Origin of the sequence: Mesorhizobium sp. B2-3-7 (assembly GCF_006442695.1) — a bacterium.
In the GTDB taxonomy this organism is placed as follows: domain Bacteria; phylum Pseudomonadota; class Alphaproteobacteria; order Rhizobiales; family Rhizobiaceae; genus Mesorhizobium.
Genome location: NZ_VFVV01000005.1, coordinates 19,899 through 36,199, shown reverse-complemented (window position 1 = coordinate 36,199; position 16,301 = coordinate 19,899). Strand labels below are relative to the sequence as shown.

The 16,301-nt window shown below is 64.5% G+C and carries 14 protein-coding genes; 7 read left to right on the top strand and 7 right to left on the bottom strand.

The features are described 5' to 3' along the window. Window positions 1-179 precede the first annotated feature (179 nt). The gene (locus FJ940_RS11460; RefSeq protein ID WP_224684696.1) at window positions 180-1,013 is read right to left on the bottom strand and encodes a 3-keto-5-aminohexanoate cleavage protein; all 834 of its coding nucleotides are present in this window, start codon (window positions 1,011-1,013) and stop codon (window positions 180-182) included. An 80-nt stretch (window positions 1,014-1,093) separates the two neighbouring features. On the opposite strand from FJ940_RS11460, the gene FJ940_RS11455 reads away from it, so the two are divergent. Then, window positions 1,094-2,509: an amidase gene (locus FJ940_RS11455; RefSeq protein ID WP_140656588.1), complete on the top strand. Its 1,416-nt coding sequence runs from the start codon at window positions 1,094-1,096 to the stop codon at window positions 2,507-2,509. Between the two features lie 9 nt (window positions 2,510-2,518). Here the strand turns inward: FJ940_RS11455 and FJ940_RS11450 are convergent, their stop codons facing one another. From FJ940_RS11450 to FJ940_RS11430, 5 genes are all read right to left on the bottom strand, one after another. Then, window positions 2,519-3,280 carry an ABC transporter ATP-binding protein gene (locus FJ940_RS11450; RefSeq protein ID WP_140632358.1) on the bottom strand — a complete coding sequence of 254 codons (762 nt, stop codon included), beginning with the start codon at window positions 3,278-3,280 and terminating at the stop codon, window positions 2,519-2,521. Further along, window positions 3,277-4,032 carry an ATP-binding cassette domain-containing protein gene (locus tag FJ940_RS11445; protein WP_140498393.1) on the bottom strand — a complete coding sequence of 252 codons (756 nt, stop codon included), beginning with the start codon at window positions 4,030-4,032 and terminating at the stop codon, window positions 3,277-3,279. Before FJ940_RS11445 ends, FJ940_RS11450 begins: the two co-directional genes overlap by 4 nt. Beyond that, window positions 4,022-5,002, bottom strand: a complete 981-nt coding sequence (locus FJ940_RS11440; protein WP_140656587.1) for a branched-chain amino acid ABC transporter permease — start codon at window positions 5,000-5,002, stop codon at window positions 4,022-4,024. Before FJ940_RS11440 ends, FJ940_RS11445 begins: the two co-directional genes overlap by 11 nt. A gap of 10 nt (window positions 5,003-5,012) precedes the next feature. After that, window positions 5,013-5,912 (bottom strand): branched-chain amino acid ABC transporter permease, encoded by a 900-nt coding sequence (locus FJ940_RS11435; protein ID WP_140524813.1) that lies wholly within the window; start codon window positions 5,910-5,912, stop codon window positions 5,013-5,015. 76 nt (window positions 5,913-5,988) lie between these two features. Next, complete coding sequence (locus FJ940_RS11430) at window positions 5,989-7,218, bottom strand: ABC transporter substrate-binding protein (protein WP_140656586.1); 1,230 nt, start codon at window positions 7,216-7,218, stop codon at window positions 5,989-5,991. A 107-nt stretch (window positions 7,219-7,325) separates the two neighbouring features. Here FJ940_RS11430 and FJ940_RS11425 point away from each other — a divergent pair, with 107 nt between their 5' ends. Both FJ940_RS11425 and FJ940_RS11420 read left to right on the top strand, forming a co-directional pair. Next, complete coding sequence (locus FJ940_RS11425) at window positions 7,326-8,210, top strand: MurR/RpiR family transcriptional regulator (RefSeq protein ID WP_140566417.1); 885 nt, start codon at window positions 7,326-7,328, stop codon at window positions 8,208-8,210. Continuing rightward, complete coding sequence (locus FJ940_RS11420) at window positions 8,207-9,538, top strand: aspartate aminotransferase family protein (RefSeq protein WP_140656585.1); 1,332 nt, start codon at window positions 8,207-8,209, stop codon at window positions 9,536-9,538. Before FJ940_RS11425 ends, FJ940_RS11420 begins: the two co-directional genes overlap by 4 nt. Window positions 9,539-9,580: 42 nt before the next feature. Here the strand turns inward: FJ940_RS11420 and FJ940_RS11415 are convergent, their stop codons facing one another. After that, a complete protein-coding gene (locus FJ940_RS11415; protein ID WP_140498399.1) occupies window positions 9,581-10,606 on the bottom strand; it encodes a substrate-binding domain-containing protein in 1,026 nt (341 codons plus the stop codon). Between the two features lie 236 nt (window positions 10,607-10,842). On the opposite strand from FJ940_RS11415, the gene FJ940_RS11410 reads away from it, so the two are divergent. The 4 genes from FJ940_RS11410 (at window position 10,843) to FJ940_RS11395 (ending at window position 16,137) form a co-directional block, all read left to right on the top strand. Continuing rightward, window positions 10,843-11,643 (top strand): inositol monophosphatase family protein, encoded by an 801-nt coding sequence (locus tag FJ940_RS11410; protein WP_181168461.1) that lies wholly within the window; start codon window positions 10,843-10,845, stop codon window positions 11,641-11,643. 35 nt (window positions 11,644-11,678) lie between these two features. Further along, window positions 11,679-12,725 (top strand): ABC transporter substrate-binding protein, encoded by a 1,047-nt coding sequence (locus FJ940_RS11405; RefSeq protein WP_140560387.1) that lies wholly within the window; start codon window positions 11,679-11,681, stop codon window positions 12,723-12,725. 78 nt (window positions 12,726-12,803) lie between these two features. Continuing rightward, the gene (locus tag FJ940_RS11400) at window positions 12,804-15,014 is read left to right on the top strand and encodes an iron ABC transporter permease (RefSeq protein WP_246670998.1); all 2,211 of its coding nucleotides are present in this window, start codon (window positions 12,804-12,806) and stop codon (window positions 15,012-15,014) included. 13 nt (window positions 15,015-15,027) lie between these two features. Next, window positions 15,028-16,137, top strand: a complete 1,110-nt coding sequence (locus FJ940_RS11395) for an ABC transporter ATP-binding protein (protein WP_140558642.1) — start codon at window positions 15,028-15,030, stop codon at window positions 16,135-16,137. Window positions 16,138-16,301 lie beyond the last annotated feature (164 nt).

Below are 16,301 nucleotides of genomic sequence, written 5' to 3'. Positions count from 1 at the left end.
CCCTCATCGGGGCCATTGTTCCGGGCCATCCGCGATAAAACGCACAAGGAAGACGGCTCGCAAGGCAAGCCGCCCGATTTGGATGCAAGGATATGACGGGTCCGTTCGAGACCGTGCCCGTCCTACCCTGGCGAATTTGCAGGCGCGCGGCCGACCCCCCTAACAAGGCGCGCGGGCCCTCACTGCTGACGGGCAATTCCGAGAATATCAAGCGCCTGCGCGGCAGAAGCAATCGGGCGCCCCGTGCGGCCAGCGGCTTCGACGATTGCCGCGACGCGTTCGGCATTGTCGCGGGCGAGGCTGCCATCGGCGTGCCAGAGAGAGTTCTCGAAGCCGACCCGCACGTGCCCTCCCGCCGCGATCGCCGCCGTCAGCGCCATGGTCTCGCCCCGTCCGAAGGCGCAGACCGACCATACGGCGCCTTCAAGACCATGCGCATCGAGCCCTTCAAGGAAGACATCGAGGTCTTCGGGCCGGCTTTCCTGATCGGCGGCATAGCGTCCAAGGACGAACAGCAGCCGGGGGCTTGTGGGCTCCGCCAGAATGCCTCGCCGCCGCAGATCGATGAAACGGTCGAGATCGGCCCGATCATAGAGAATGTGCTGGACCGCGATGTCTTCCCGACCGGCCCACGCGAAGAAGCGGGCCGGCTCCGCCTCGCCATCGCTGACTATCTCACGCAAGCCGATCGAGACGGAAACCGGATGAAGCGTCCGAACAAGATCCATCTGTTCGCGTGGCGAATAGAGCCCGACCGCTTCGGTCGTGATCTGGATCGCCATAACGCCCTGCGTCCGCTCCCGGATCGCCGCGATGGCATCCCGGTAAAGCGCGGCGTCAAGCGTGTGCCGGCCTGAAGCATCGCGGACATGCACATGGATGGCGGCGGCGCCGGCAGCGAGACACTGCCTCGCCGTTTCGGCAAGTTCGTCGGCGGTCATCGGCAGAGCCGGATGATCGGCCTTCGTTCTGCGCGCTCCGTTCGGCGCAACCATGATCAGCAACGGCTTCAATTTCATCTCCGGGCCCAATTGGCTCTCCCGCAACGTGGTTTTCCATGCTTCATTTCACCGACTCGCATAGGTAGGACAGCATGAACGCCACCGCCCAAGGGATTTCCGCCTTCGCCACCGCCGCCGAACTCAGCCGCGCGCTCGCCGATGGCAACACATCCTCGACCGAGATCGTCCGGCGCGCGCTGGATCGTGTCGACGTTCATGACAATTCGCTGCATGCGTTCGTCCGGCTGTTTCCTGAGGCTGCGCTCCAGGCCGCCGGCGAAGCCGACGAGCGTCGCCGTCGCGGCGTCTCGAAAGGGCCGCTGGACGGTATCCCTTTCGCGGCCAAGGACCTGCTTGACGTCGAAGGCTATCCGACCCTGGCAGGCTCGAAAGCGCTTGCGGGCGAACTCGCAACCGCCACGGCAACGGCAATCGAACGCCTTGTCGCGGCCGGGATGATCCTGCTGGGCAAGGTCCACACCGTGGAATTTGCTTTTGGCAGTTGGGGGACCAACCCGGTCGCCGGCACGCCCCTGAACCCGCGTGACACCGCCATCCCGCGCGCGCCGGGCGGATCGTCGAGCGGTTCGGGCGTGGCCGTCGCCGCCGGACTGGTGCCGGTCGCGCTCGGCACCGACACTACGGGCTCCATCCGCAATCCGTCCGCCATGTGCGGAATCGTGGGCCTGAAGACGTCCTTCGGTCTTGTCGGGCGCGGCGGCTTGCTGCCGCTTGCCATGTCCTTCGACAGCATCGGTCCCATGACCCGGTCGGTGGAGGATGCAGCCCTTCTGCTGGCCGCGCTCGAGGGTCCCGATCCCGGCGATCCGGCCACCTTTGGCGTGGCGCCGACCTCGCCGCTCGACGGGCTCGAGCGGAGCATATCGGGCCTTCGCCTGCGCATCCCCTCGGCCGTGGACCTTGCCGGCGTAGACCCCGGCATCCTGGACCGCTTCGACTCCACCGTCGCTGAACTGGAGGCGCTCGGTGCCAATGTCGATCGGATGCCGATGCCGCAATCTTACGACACCTACAAGGCCCTGGCCGGCGACATCATGGCCGTCGAAGCCTGGCATCATCTCGGCCGTTACGTGGAACCCGCGGACAGCGGCGTCGGCACGGCGATCCGCATGCGGGTTCTCAAGGGCAGGGAAATCGGCCTCGCCGCTTATCACGAGTTGATTGCAAGGCGCCGAGCCGCGCAGATCGAGTTTCATCGCGATCTCGAAGGCGCCGATGCGTTCCTGACGCCAACGGCGCCGATTACCGCGCCGCCATTGGCCGACATCGATGAGACAACGACGCCGCTTGGGACGTTTACCCGCATGGTGAACCTCCTCGATATGGCAGCGCTCAGCGTCCCCATCGGTCTCGTCAATGGTCTGCCCGCAGGATTGCAGATCGCGGTTCGCCGCTTCCAGGATCCGCTGGCGCTGAGGATCGGGCGGGCGCTCGAGATTCGGCGCGGCGGGCTGTTCGAACAGCCGCCGGGCTACGCCACGCCGTAAGCTGGATGTTCATTCTCCGCTCGCATACAGCCAACGTGCGACAAGAGCGTCGGTATCGGCACCGAAATCCGCGCGCGCGCCTTCGGAAAAAACCGTGCCGTTCTTGACCACATAGACGTAGTCGGTGATGGCAAGCGCGGCGCGAATATCCTGGTCGACCAGCAGCACGGCCTTGCCGAGTTCGCGGGCAAGATCGCGGACGATGTCGTAGATCGTCTCGCTGGTCTGCGGATCGACGCCGGCGGTCGGTTCGTCGATCAGGTAGACCGACGGATCGGCCATCAGGCTGCGTGCGATCTCGACCTGTCGCTGCTGGCCTCCCGAGAGCTGGCCGGCAGGCTGCGTGCGTTTCTCCCGAACGACGGGAAACCGCTCATAGACATGTTCCAGTTTCTCGGTCAGCACCGTCTTCTTCGGCCTGGCATGCCAGAGACCGAGTTTCAGGTTCGATTCGACCGAGAGATGAGGAAAGAGGCTCGGCCGCTGCGGCAGGTAGGCCAGGCCAAGGCCCAGCATCCGGAAGGGCGGGTTTCCGGTGATGTCCACGTCTCGCAGAAGCACCCGGCCAGCACTCGGTTTCAGAAAGCCGAACAACGCCTTGAGAAGCGTCGACTTGCCCGTGCCGTTCGGCCCGACCACACAGGAAATGCTGCCAGACCAGGCTCTGACCGAAACGTCGCGCAATATGTCGATGTCGCGCGTATAGCCGGCGACAAGGTTCTCGCAGGCGATCAGCGGCGGGGTCGACGGCAGGGAAGCGGATTCCATCATCGTGCTTCCCGATGCGTTGCGCGGGATCCCGTATAGGCGTGCACGACCTCAGGATTGCGCAGCACCTCGGCGACCGCGCCGTCGGCGATCTTGCGCCCCCGCGCCATCACCATGACGCGCGTTACGACCGACTGGATGGCCTCGAGGTTGTGATCGACGACGACGATGGTGTGACCGTCGCGATTGAGGCTCCTTATGTGCTCGATGATCTCCTCCAGCAGGCGCGGGTGGACGCCGGCGAAGGGCTCGTCCAGAAGCAGCAATCTCGGTTTGAGCATCAGCGCCCGGCCGAGTTCCAGCAGCTTCTGCTGGCCCCCGGAAAGCGCTCTTGCATAACTGTCGGCGAGATGGTCGAGCCTCAGGAAAGCAAGAACCCCACGGGCGCGCTCCTCTGCCGCGGCGCGCCGTTCAGCCGGGTCGGAAAGTGCCGGCACGATCAGGTTTTCCAGCACGGTCATGCGGCGGAACAGGCGGGGAACCTGAAAAGTACGGGCAACACCGCGGCGCGCGAAAAGATTAGCCGGCGAGCGCGCCATGTCGATGCCCTCGACGAGGATGGCACCGCCGTCGGGTTTGAGCGCGCCCGTCACCATGTTGATGGTGGTCGTCTTTCCCGAGCCGTTGGGACCGATCAACCCGACAATTTCGCCGCGGGCCAGGGCAAAGGATAAGCCTTCGACGGCATGGATGCCGCCGAAATGCTTGGCAAGACCACTGACCGAGAAAAAAGCGGTGTCCTTCTCAACCGGCATGGGGTTCCTCGGTGGTAGCAGTTGGAACAGGCGCTTGTTCCCGTGGCCGCGCGCGGAAGCGCGCCCAGTTTTCCACCATCGGATACAGGCCGTTCTGCGCGAAGCGTTGCACCAGGATAAGCGCCAGACCCATCAGCACGAAACGCCATTCGCCGTAGGACCGCAGCGTCTCGGAAAGCAGGAAGACGACGACTGCACCGACCACGGCGCCGGGCAGGCTTTCGATGCCGCCGATCACCGCCATCGCGATAACCAGACCCATCTCCGGCAGGATAGCCATGTTGGGCGTCAGGATGCCGATGAAATGGCCGTAATAAATGCCGGCTATCGCCGCGATCACGCTGGTTACCACGAAGACGAGAATCTTGTAGCGCGTGGTATCCACCCCGCTGGCGCGCGCGGCGCCCTCGTCTTCCCGGATGGCACGTAGAAAAAGACCGACGCGGGTGGCCAACAAGGCATTCATTCCCAATACCGCCAGGACGACGAGCGCAAGGCCGAAATAGTAATAAGACAGGTCCGATCGACCGGAAAAGAGGCCGGGCACCGGCAAGCCCAGCATGCCGCGTGTGATGTCCTCCTCCGCGACCAGCACGAGGCGGAAGATTTCCGAAATGGCAAGCGTGAAGAGGGCCAGATAAGGCCCGGAAAGCCTCAGGACGAGCGCGCCGATCAGGGCGCCGGCCACGACGGCAAGAGCGATGGCGGCAAGAATGGCAAGCGGCAGCGGCATGCCGATCTGGCCAACGAACAAGGCCGAGGCATATCCGCCCAGCGCGGCAAAAGCCACATGGGCGAAGGAGAACTGACCGGCGAAACCGGCAAGCAGCGCCCAACTCGCGGCAAGCAGTGCATAGTACCAGGCGATGGCGCCGACGTGGGTCCAGTATGGTCCGACGCCGAGCGGCACCAGCAACGCCACCACGAGCAGAATCGCCTGGGCTGATTGCGAGAATGTTGGACGGACCATTGCCGTGATCCTATTCCAGCCGCAGATGCGAGCGGCCGAACAGGCCGGTCGGCCTGAAGAGCAATGCAATGACGAGCAGCAGCGCTCCGAACGCCTGCGTATAGGCAAGCGCGCGATTGGGGTCCGGCAGATAGCCGACACCCAGCCCTTGCACCAGGCCGAGCAGGATGCCGCCGGTAATGCTTCCGCCGACGGAACCCATGCCGCCGAGCACGATGATGATGAAGGCCTGCACGGCCGGCAACTCACCCATCGACGGCGACAGGGCGAAGATCGGCGCGATCAACGCCCCTGCCCCGCCGGCAAGCGCCGAGCCGATGCCGAAGGCGATGGTGTACATGCGGCGTGGATCGATACCGATGACCGCGGCGGACTCGCGGCTCTGGCTCACCGCATCGAGTGCCTGACCAAGCGAGGTGCGCTTCAGGAAAAGCGTCAGACCGACAAGCAGGACGACGGCAGCGACCGCAGCGATCAGCCGGTCGTAAGGCAGGATCAACGGACCGAGGATCAGCGCTCCCGTCATGAAGGACGGCGGCGCCTTGGCGAAGGGGCCGAAGACGACAAGGCCGAGATTGGTGATCAGAATGGTGAGGCCGAAGGTGACGATAATGGCGTATTCGTCCTTGCGCTCGACCTTGTCGGTATACATCGGCGCTATGACGAGCCTCTCGAAGAGCACGCCGAAGATGAACAGGGCCACCATCGCGCCGGCGACACCGACAAGCGGCGGCGCATGGAACCAGGCGATGATGTAGTAGGACGCATAGCCGCCCAGCATATAGAGCGATCCATGGCCGAAATTGACGACCTTCAACACCGAGAAGACCAAAGTGAGCCCCGCCGCCGTCAGCGCGAAAATGAGGCCGATGACCAGGCCGTTGACGGCCAGGAGGAGGAAATAGCTCATGGGTTCACATCACCTCGTTGTCGGCGCCTGTCCAGTGAAGCGGCCGCCGGCGGCCATGGAGCCGCCGGCGTGCCGTTCATTTGCCGGGCATGACCTTGTCGGTGGTGGCCCACTTCTTCGGATAGACGATCGCAGCATCCTCCGGCGCCTGGTTCACGGCCGTGTATTGGATGATCGTGAACGGCACGTCGACGAACTGATGGAAAGCCCAGTCGGGAGATTTGGTGGTCGGGAAGGTGTAGGTGGCGTTCACCCCTTCATATTTGATCTCTTCCAGTGCCTTCACGATCGCCGCGCGGTCAGCCGAGCCTGCCTTCTTGATCGCTTCGACGACGACACCGAACGTGTCATAGGCCTCCATGGCCACGCCGGTCGGTGCCCTATTGTAGCGTTCGGTGAACGCCTTCACGAATGCTTTGGCCTTGTCGTTCCATTGCGACTTGGGCTGCGCGACGTTGACGATGAGAAGATTGTTGGCGCATTCGCCGTCGACTTCCCACACTTCCTTCTGCAGCAGACCCGAGGAGCCGATGAGGGCCGTTTCGGCAGTCGGTGCGAGGCCGAGCTGGCAGGCCTGCTTGACCAGCTGATACTGTGCCTGTCCGGCGATCACCATCTGGATCGCATCAGGCTTCGGGCTCTGGTTCATCAGGCGCAGCAGCGCGGGCGTGAAATCCTGCTGGTTCAGATCGATCGTTGCCAGCGTATAGGGGACGTTCTTGGCCTTCAGCTCATCGGCGATGACCTTGGCCCCGCCCTGGCCGAAATCCGTGTTTTCGGCGATAATGGCGATGTTCTTGAAACCTTGCTCGACCGTCCAGTCGGCCGCCTTGACGTAAACGAGGGAGTTGGCCGGAGCGAGACGATAGACTTCCGGATACTGCTTGGCCGTGATGGCGTCCGCCCATACGTCTGTACCGACCCAGGCGATGCCGTATTTGTGCGCCTCCTCGATTTCTGCGAGGGCGACCGAGGAATGGAATTCGCCGAAGATCGCGGCGACGTTGTCCTTGGTGATGAGTCGAACCGCTGCCGCGCTGCCGTCGGCCGGCTGCCCTTTGGTGTCCTCGTAACTCACCTTCAGCTGACGGCCGAGCACGCCGCCGGCCTTGTTGACCTCGTCAACACCGAGCTGCACCGCCCATTGCATCTCCTGGCCGCCGGAATAGTTGCCGGGCGGCGACAGCGGCCCCACCCAGCCTAGCGCGATTGGATCCTCGGCCAGAGCCGGTGCGGCTGCGAACGGCAAGGAAGCCAGCGCGAGTCCCGCCAGCGCTCCCAAATGACTGGATATGGTCTGTTTCATGCGAATTTCCCCTGTTCTTGTTTTCTGATTGAATGAAACACTACGCTCATTTCTGGCAGATTGAAATATTCATTGCAGCTCGTCAACGGCCGGCGTAAATTCGCGCCATGTTGGAACCCGCCTTCCGCTCGCGCCTGCTCGAGAGTTTCGAGACGATGCCGCGCCAGCTTCGCGCGGCGGCGCAATGGGTGCTCGACAATCCGCGTGACGTTGCCCTCCTGTCGATGCGCGTCCAGGCGCAGCGCGCCGGGGTGACCCCGGCATCGATGACGCGGCTTGCCCAGCGCATGGGCTTCGACGGCTACGATAGCCTGCGCGACCTCTACGCCGAGCAACTTCGCCGCGGCGAGAAGGAGTTCTTGGGCAAGGCCGAAGCATTGATGGCGCGGCGCAAGCGCGGAGGAGACGGCGCGCTGGCCTTCGAGCTGGCCGAAACGCTCGAGCGCCATATGGCGAAGCTTTGCGATCCGGCGACGCTGGAGGCGGTGACCCGGGCAGCCTCGGTGCTGGCAGGCGCCAAGCGCATCTATGCGCTGGGCTATCGGTCGAGCTACCCCGTCGCCTGCCATTTCGCCTACGTCTATGGCCTCGCCGGCGGCGCGGTGCGTCTGCTTGACGGCGTCGGCGGAACCGGACCTGATCCTTTGTGGGAATCGGGAGCGGGCGACGTGCTTTTGGCGATCAGCGTCAAGCCCTATACGCGCGCCGCCGTCGAACTCGTCGATTATGCACGCAGCCGCGCGCTCGAAATCGTGGCGATTACCGACAGCGTGGTCTCTCCGCTCGTCAACCGGGCGGGCGCCGTCATCATCGTGCCGACCGAGAGCCCGTCCTTTTTCCACACCATGGCACCGGCCTTTGCCATCGCCGAAACGCTGGCCGCGATCCTGGCGGCCGCCGCCGGCGATCGCGCGCTGGCCGCCATGCGCGACGTGGAACGTCAGTTCGACACCCTTTCCACCCATATCTACGAAACCAGGCAACGGTCATGACGCATATCCTCCATCGCCAGATCCACCACGACTATCCCGTTGCCGTCGGCGGCGATGGCGTCACCGTCATCGACAGCAAGGGACGCCGCTATATCGACGCCTCCGGCGGTGCGGCCGTCTCATGCCTCGGCCATCAGCATCCGGCTGTTCTTGCCGCGATGCATGCCGAACTCGACCGGCTCGCCTATGCGCATAGCAGCTTCTTCACCACCCGGCCGGCGGAGGAACTGGCGGACGAACTTGCCGCTCACGCGCCGGGCGATCTTCATCACGTCTATTTCGTCTCCGGCGGATCGGAAGGCATCGAGACCGCCCTGAAGATGGCGCGGCAATATTTCGTCGAGCGCGGCGAGCCGCAGCGCCGCCGCTTCGTGGCCCGTCAGCAGAGCTATCACGGCAATACGCTGGGCGCGCTTTCGGTGGGAGGCAACGCCTGGCGCAAGGCGCCGTTCGAGCCCATGCTGATCGAAAACCATCATATCGAACCATGCTATGCCTATCGGCATCAGCGGCCGTATGAAGGCAGCGAGGCCTACGGCCTGCGGGCCGCCGATGCGCTTGAGACGAAGCTGCAGGAACTCGGGCCGGAAACGGTCATTGCTTTTGTCGCAGAGACCGTGGTTGGAGCGACTCTCGGCGCCGTGCCACCCGCACCCGGTTATTTCAGGCGCATCCGCGAGATTTGCGATCGCCACGGCGTGCTGCTCATCCTCGACGAAGTCATGTGCGGCATGGGTCGCACCGGAACACTGCATGCCTGCGAGCAGGAGGGCGTCGCTCCCGACATCATGGTGGTCGCCAAAGGACTCGGCGGCGGCTACGCCCCGCTCGGCGCGGTGCTGGCGTCCGAGCGGATATTCGATGCCTTTTCGCAAGGCAGCGACTTCCAGCACGGTCACACCTATATCGGCCATCCGCTCGCCTGTGCGGCCGGCCTCGCCGTCCAGCGGGTCATCGAGCGTGATGGTCTGCTTGCCAATGTCGCGGCGCGAGGCACCACGCTCGAACGGCGGCTGCGTGAGCGCTTCGGCAACCATCACCATGTCGGGGACATTCGCGGGCGCGGCCTTTTCCAGGGCATCGAGCTCGTCGCGGATCGCTCGGCCAAGGCCCCGTTCGATCCACGCCTGAAGGTCCATGCCCGGATAAAATCTGAAGCGATGCAACGGGGGTTGATGGTTTATCCGATGGGCGGCACCGTCGATGGGCGGACTGGCGATCACGTCCTGCTTGCACCGCCATTCATCGTCGACGACGGCACGGTCGACATCATCGTCGACCGTTTGGGCGACGCCGTCGATGCCGCGATCGGCAGCATTGCGATCTAGCACACGAGACGCTCACCGACCGGGACTATAGTCCGATCGGCATCAGCCCCGACCTGGCCTCACAGTGCCGCGCCAGACCATCGGCGCGTGGCAGGTCAGGCGACTGCCGGCGCCTGCTTCCTCGCGCGAACCGGCGGCCAGTCGCACGGCGTGCGTGGCGATCTCCTCAATCGGCGGCGCAAAGGTCGTCAGCCGGTAGGAAGCCCAGTCAGCCTGCTCGATGTCGTCGAAGCCGGCGACGCAGAGATCGCGCGGGACGTCGACGCCGAACTCGTGGCGCGCCGCGTCCAGAAAACCGCAGGCGATCAGGTCGGTCACGCAGAATGCCGCATCCGGTCGCTGCCGGCCCGAAAGCAGGCGCCTTGCGCCTTCTGCCCCGGTCGCATAACCCGTGCGGCCCTCGCGCCACTGGATCACCTCCAGTCCTTCCTTGCGCGCTGCGGCAAGAAAAGCCGTCTCGCGCGCCACCAGACTGGGCGTGCCGGCTGCCGACGTCACCAGGGCAGGCCTGGTGCAACCGGCACGAAGAAAGGCGTGAAGTGCCGCCTCGGCGGCGGCGGCGTTGTCCACGCCGATGTTATGCGGTCCGTCGAACCGGTCGTCGCGATTGATCAGGATCAGGCGCTGCCCGTTCTCGAGGCAGGTTCGGATCAGCTCCTGCGGCGGCGTGCCGGACAGCACGATCGTCGCATCGGCACGGTAGTTCAGCGTGTTGCGCAGCGCCTGGTCGACATGGTGGCTGGGGCCCGACGTGTTGAATACCATGGCCACTTTGCCGGCATCCCTCAAATGCTGTGTCAGCGCCCGCAGGATACGAGCCTGATAGGGCGTGTCGCCATCGGCGACGACAAGGCAGACGATGCCCGTCGATGCCCGCATCAGGCCGCGCGCCAGATGGTTGACGTGATAGCCGAGCTGCTCGGCCGCCAGCAGCACCCGCTCCCGGGTTTCTTCCGAAACGCTGGCGCCGGGCGTAAAGGTGCGCGACACGGCCGAGCGCGAAACGCCGGCAAGCTCCGCGACCTGCTGGGCACTGGAAAAGCCAATACGGCCTCTTGGCGTCGTCATGCACACTCCCACTGGCGTTCGCCGATTCGTTGCACGCACGTGCAGCATAGCGCAAGCCAGTCACAGGTGTCACCGCCGGCCTTGACACACATGCGTAAATGAAACAGCTTTGCACAGCCGTGCATGAAGCCGGCGCCGGAGGCTACCTTGTCCATTTCTTCGCGGACCGCATCGAAGCTGCCATTGCCTGGACGGACAGCATGAACAGCGTGGCGGTGCGGCCGAAACCGAGCCGGATGTCCGAAGCCGAACTCGACAGGCGCGCCGATGTTTGCCGGCAACTGCTCTTGTCATCGGGAAACATGGCGATGCAGGGCTACAGCCAAATCGACGCCGCGCAGCCTGTGGAGATGAAGGGCCCGCAGGATTTCCTGACCGAGACCGACGGGAAGGTCGAGCATCACATCCGCACGACGTTGGCCGCGGCCTTTCCCGAGGACGGGTTTTTGGGCGAGGAAACCGGTGGCAGCGGCGGCTCTGATCGCATGTGGGTCGTCGACCCGATCGACGGTACGGCGAATTTCATGCGCGGCATTCCGCATTTCTGCGTTTCGATCGCCTTCGTCCAGGACGGCCGCAGCGAGATCGGCGGCATCGCCAATCCGGCCATCGGGGAGGTCTATTTTGCCCGCCGCGGGCACGGTGCGACGCGCAACGGCGCGGCGATCCATGTTTCGCGCACCCAGGCCTTCGACCGCGCCTCCGTGGAGTTCGGCTGGTCGCCGCGGATTCCCAACCGCGACTATCTGGACAAGGTGGCCCTGGTCTGGTCGCTGGGCGCCAATGTGCGCCGCTCCGGTTCGGGGGCGCTCGGCCTTGCCTATGTGGCCGACGGCCGCTCGGATGCCTATGCCGAGCTTCATATCAATGCATGGGACTGCCTGGCCGGATTGCTGCTGGTCGAGGAAGCCGGCGGGCGCGTCAACCGCTTTCTCGACGGCGACGGCATGGCGAAGGGCAATCCGGTGCTTGCTGCGGCGCCGGGTGTGGCGGCGAGATTGTCCCAGGTGATCGGAGTGCCGCTCGACGACGAATAACCAATTCCAGAGAGCATGAAAGGGAGGAATTATCGATGAAAGGTCCATTTGATCGCAGACAAGGCAGGACGTGGCTTGGCCTTGCGGTGCTGGCCATTTTCGGTCTGGCCGGCGGCGCCCATGCGGCGGATCGCAACCTCGTGATGTATTGCGGCGTCGACGAAGCCTGGTGCCGGGCCATGGCCACGACCTACCAGAAGGAAACCGGCGTCAGCGTCGACATGACCCGCATGAGCGCCGGCGAGATCTATGCGCGCCTGCGGGCCGAGAAGGACAATCCGCAAGCCGACATCTGGTGGGGCGGCACCGGCGACCCGCATCTTCAGGCGGCGGAAGAAGGTCTCACCCAGGAATACAAGTCGCCGCAGCTGGCGAACCTGCGCGACTGGGCTTTGAGGCAGGCTGAACGCGCCAAGAACCGCACCGTCGGCATCTATCTCGGCGCGCTTGGCTACGGCTACAACGAGGAAGACCTGAAACAGCGCGGCCTGACGGCGCCGGCCTGCTGGGCGGATCTGGTCAAGCCCGATTTCCAGGGCGAGATCGAGATGGCCGACCCCAATTCCTCGGGTACCGCCTGGACGATGCTGGCGACAATCGTGCAACTGATGGGCGAGGACAAGGCTTTCGACTATCTCAAGCAGCTCAACAAGAACATCGCCGAATACACCAAGGCGGGCGCCGCACCCGCGCTCGCCGTGGGCAAGGGCGAGACGCTGGTCGGCATTTCCTTCCAGCACGACGTCATCAACGCCGCCAAGCAGAACCCGGCCGTCAAGGTGGTCTCGCCCTGTGAAGGCACCGGTTTCGAGATCGGGTCGATGAGCATTGTTGCCGGGGCCAAGCACATCGACGAGGCGCGGAAATTCTACGACTGGGCGCTGACGCCAGACGCGCAGAAACTGGCGGCTCCGAACGGCAGCTACCAGATCCCGTCGAACACCGGCACCCCGGTGCCGCCCGAGGCGCCGGACCTCAGCAAGATCAAGCTGATCGACTACGACTTCGCCAAATACGGATCGTCAGCGGAGCGCAAGCGGCTGTTGAAGAAGTTCACCGATGAGATCCGCAACGGCGGCTGATCTGGTCCGTACGGCCGATCCGCCGGCTGCCTGCGGGGCAGCCGGCGCAACCCCGACCATACCGAAGGAAGATGTCGAATGGCACGGGCTTCGTCCTATCCCATGGCCAATGACCTCCCGGGGCGCAGTGCCGCCGGATGGCTGGCGCTGGCATGGGCGAGCTTCATTGTGCTGCCATGGTACAAAGTCGAAGGCGGCTTGCTTTCCTTTGACTGGCTGGCGCGTCCGGCGGAGGCGGCACCAGCCATCCTGCTGTCGCTGAACGGTCAGCTGTGGCTGCTTCCCTTGATCCTGCCACTTCTCCTGGCAAGCTGGCTCGTCGCGCGCCGGAACCTCCCCGGCCTGGCGGTGGCGGGCGCAGCCGGCCTCGCCTGGCTGGTGATCGAGGGTTTTTCCATCATCCATTCGGGTTGGGGATTTGCCTGGCTCGGGCATCTCGCCAGTACGCCGGGACCGGTGCAGCCGGGGCTCGGCTGGGGTGCCGTGCTGTACGCGCTGGCGATGCTGATGTTCATCGCCGAGGCGCTGGCCGCGCGTGGCTGGTGCAAAGGCGATCGTTTTGTCGTCGGCTCGCTGCTGATCGTGATCGCTTCGCTGATCCTGTTCGTGGCCTATCCGCTGTTGTCGATCCTCGCTTCCGCCATCGAGGACAATGACGGCAATATCGTGCCGGCTCTGTTTGCCGAAAAGCTGTTCAGTGCCAACATCTGGAGCCTGCGCTGCCTCTACGACGACGGTTCCTGCGGCGTGGCGTGGAATACGGTGGCGATCGCGGTGCTGGTGGGTTTCTTCTGCACGGCGCTAGGCCTGGCGCTGGCGCTGATTGCGTTGCGCACCAGGCTGCCTGCCAAATGGCTGCTGCGCGGCCTCTCCATCCTGCCGATCATCACGCCCCCTTTCGTCATCGGCCTGGCGCTGATCCTGTTGTTCGGCCGGGCCGGCATCGTCACCAATCTTTTGTCCGAACATCTCGGTATTCCGCGCAGCCGCTGGATCTACGGCATGGCCGGCATCACCATCGCGCAAGTGCTGGCCTTCACGCCGATCGCTTTCCTGGTCCTGGCCGGCGTGCTGCAGGGCGTCAGCCCGAGCATGGAGGAGGCCTCGCAGACCTTGCGCGCCAGCCGTTGGCGCACTTTCAGCACAATCACCTGGCCGCTGATCCGCCCGGGGCTGGCCAGCGCCTTCCTGATCTCGTTCATCGAGAGCATGGCCGACTTTGCCAACCCGCTGGTGCTGGGCGGCAACTTCAACGTGCTGTCGACGGACATCTTCTTTGCGGTGGTGGGCGCTGCGCATGATCAAGGCCGTGCGGCGGTGCTGGCGATCGTGCTTCTGGGATTCACGCTCGCCGCTTTCGTCATCCAGCGCCGCTGGATCGGCAGCCGCAGCTACGTCACCGTCGCGGGCAAGGGCGATGGCGGTGTGCCGGCCACGCTGCCCAAGGGCTTGCGCATCGGCTGCTACGCCGCCGTCGTTCCCTGGTTGCTTCTGACCGTCGTGGTCTATGGCATCATCCTGGGCGGCGGCTTCGTGCAATCGATCGGCCGCGACAACACGCCGACGCTCGAATATTTCCTCACCGCTTTCTCCGTCGAGAAAGGCGTCAATGGCTGGTTCCTGAGCGGGTCGGCCTGGCCGTCGCTGCTGATGACCATCGGCCTTGCGCTGGTGGCGATGCCGTTCACCGCCGCGCTCGGCATCCTGACCGCCTATCTGCTCGACCGGCAGCATTTCGCCGGGCGCACGATGTTCGAATTCCTCGCCATGATGAGCTTTGCCATTCCCGGCACGGTCGTCGGCGTCAGCTATATCCTCGCCTTCAACGTGCCGCCGGTGCAACTGACCGGCACCGGACTGATCATCGTCATCTCGTTCATCTTCCGCAACATGCCGGTTGCGATCCGTGCGGGCCTCGCCAATCTTGGGCAGATCGACAAGAGCCTGGACGAGGCATCGCTGACACTGGGGGCGCGTTCCTTCGCCACCTTGCGGCGGGTGATCCTGCCGATCCTGAAGCCGGCTATCGTGACGGCGATGATCTACAGTTTCGTGCGTGCGGTCACAGCGGTCAGCGCCGTCATCTTCCTGGCGACCGGCCGCTTCAATCTCGCCACCGTCTATATTGTCGGGCGAGCCGATGTCGGCGAATACGGCATCGCCATCGTCTATTCGGCGGTGCTGATCGTCGTCATGATGATCATTCTGATCGGCATCCAGCTGCTGGTCGGGGAACGCCGGCTTGGCCGGCGCCGGGCCGAGGCGCAAGCCGTCGTGGCACCAATCTGATCGGGAGAAGCGTATGGATCAAACGGCGAAGAACGCTGCCCCCGGCGTGGTGGACAGACCGGCAGTGCGTTTCGAGGGCGTCACCAAGAAATACGGCGCCGTCACTGCCGTCGACAATGTCAGCTTCGACATCGCACCGGCCAGCCTGGTGACGCTGCTGGGACCCTCCGGCTGCGGCAAGACGACGACGCTCAGGCTGATTGCCGGGCTGGAGCACGCAAGCCACGGGCGCATCGCCATCGACGGCAAGGACGTTACCTTGCTGTCAGCCGCAGAGCGCGACGTCAGCATGGTCTTCCAGTCCTATGCGCTGTTCCCGCACATGAACGTCATGGAAAATGTCAGCTACGGCCTGCGGGCGACGGGGCTCGGCAAGGTTGAGGCCGCAGGGCGCGCCGCCGAGAAGCTGGCACAGGTCGGCCTGTCCGGCTACGAGAAGCGCCAGCCGAGCGAACTTTCGGGCGGCCAGCAGCAGCGCGTGGCCGTGGCGCGCGCCATCGTGCTGGAGCCGAAGGTGCTTTTGTTCGACGAGCCGCTGTCCAATCTCGATGCCAAGCTGCGCCGGCGCGTGCGCGATGAAATCCGCGGTCTGCAGCAGGATCTCGCGCTGACCGTGGTCTATGTGACGCATGACCAGGAGGAGGCGCTCGCCGTGTCCGATCGCATCATCGTCATGAACGCGGCCCGCGTCGCCCAGGACGGGACCCCGCGCGACCTCTACAACGAACCCACGAACCCTTTCATCGCCGACTTCATGGGCGACGCCAACCTGCTCGACGTCGAGGTTCTCGCCAGCAACAAAACGAATGCGGAGGTGAAGGTCGGGCCGCTGCGGCTCGACATGCGGCATCGCGGCATCGCGGCGGGGCCGGCGGTGCTGGCCGTCCGGCCGAATGCCGTGCGCCTCGTCGCCGGCCAGCCGGCAGCCGGCGGGATGAGAGGGCGCGTGGTCAAGAGTTCTTATCTCGGCGACCACATGGAATACCGCGTCGCGATAAACGATCCGGCGGTCGAGCTGTTTGCGACGTCGCCGGTCGTCACACCCGCCCTGCCGGAAGGCAGCGTCGTCGCGGTCGATTTCGATCCGGCAAAGATCGTGCTGATAGCGCGCGACAAGTCCTAGCCAGCAGCGCACACCGCTACCGGTGCGGCTGATACGAAAATAGTGGTTCTCGACGTTCCATGTCGATGTTACGAATCTCTGTGCATTCCGAATGTGCGCTTGTGACCATGTGTCCGGGCACTTTGGAACTGTGGCGAGCACAGGACGTATTCTTCACGCGGGAC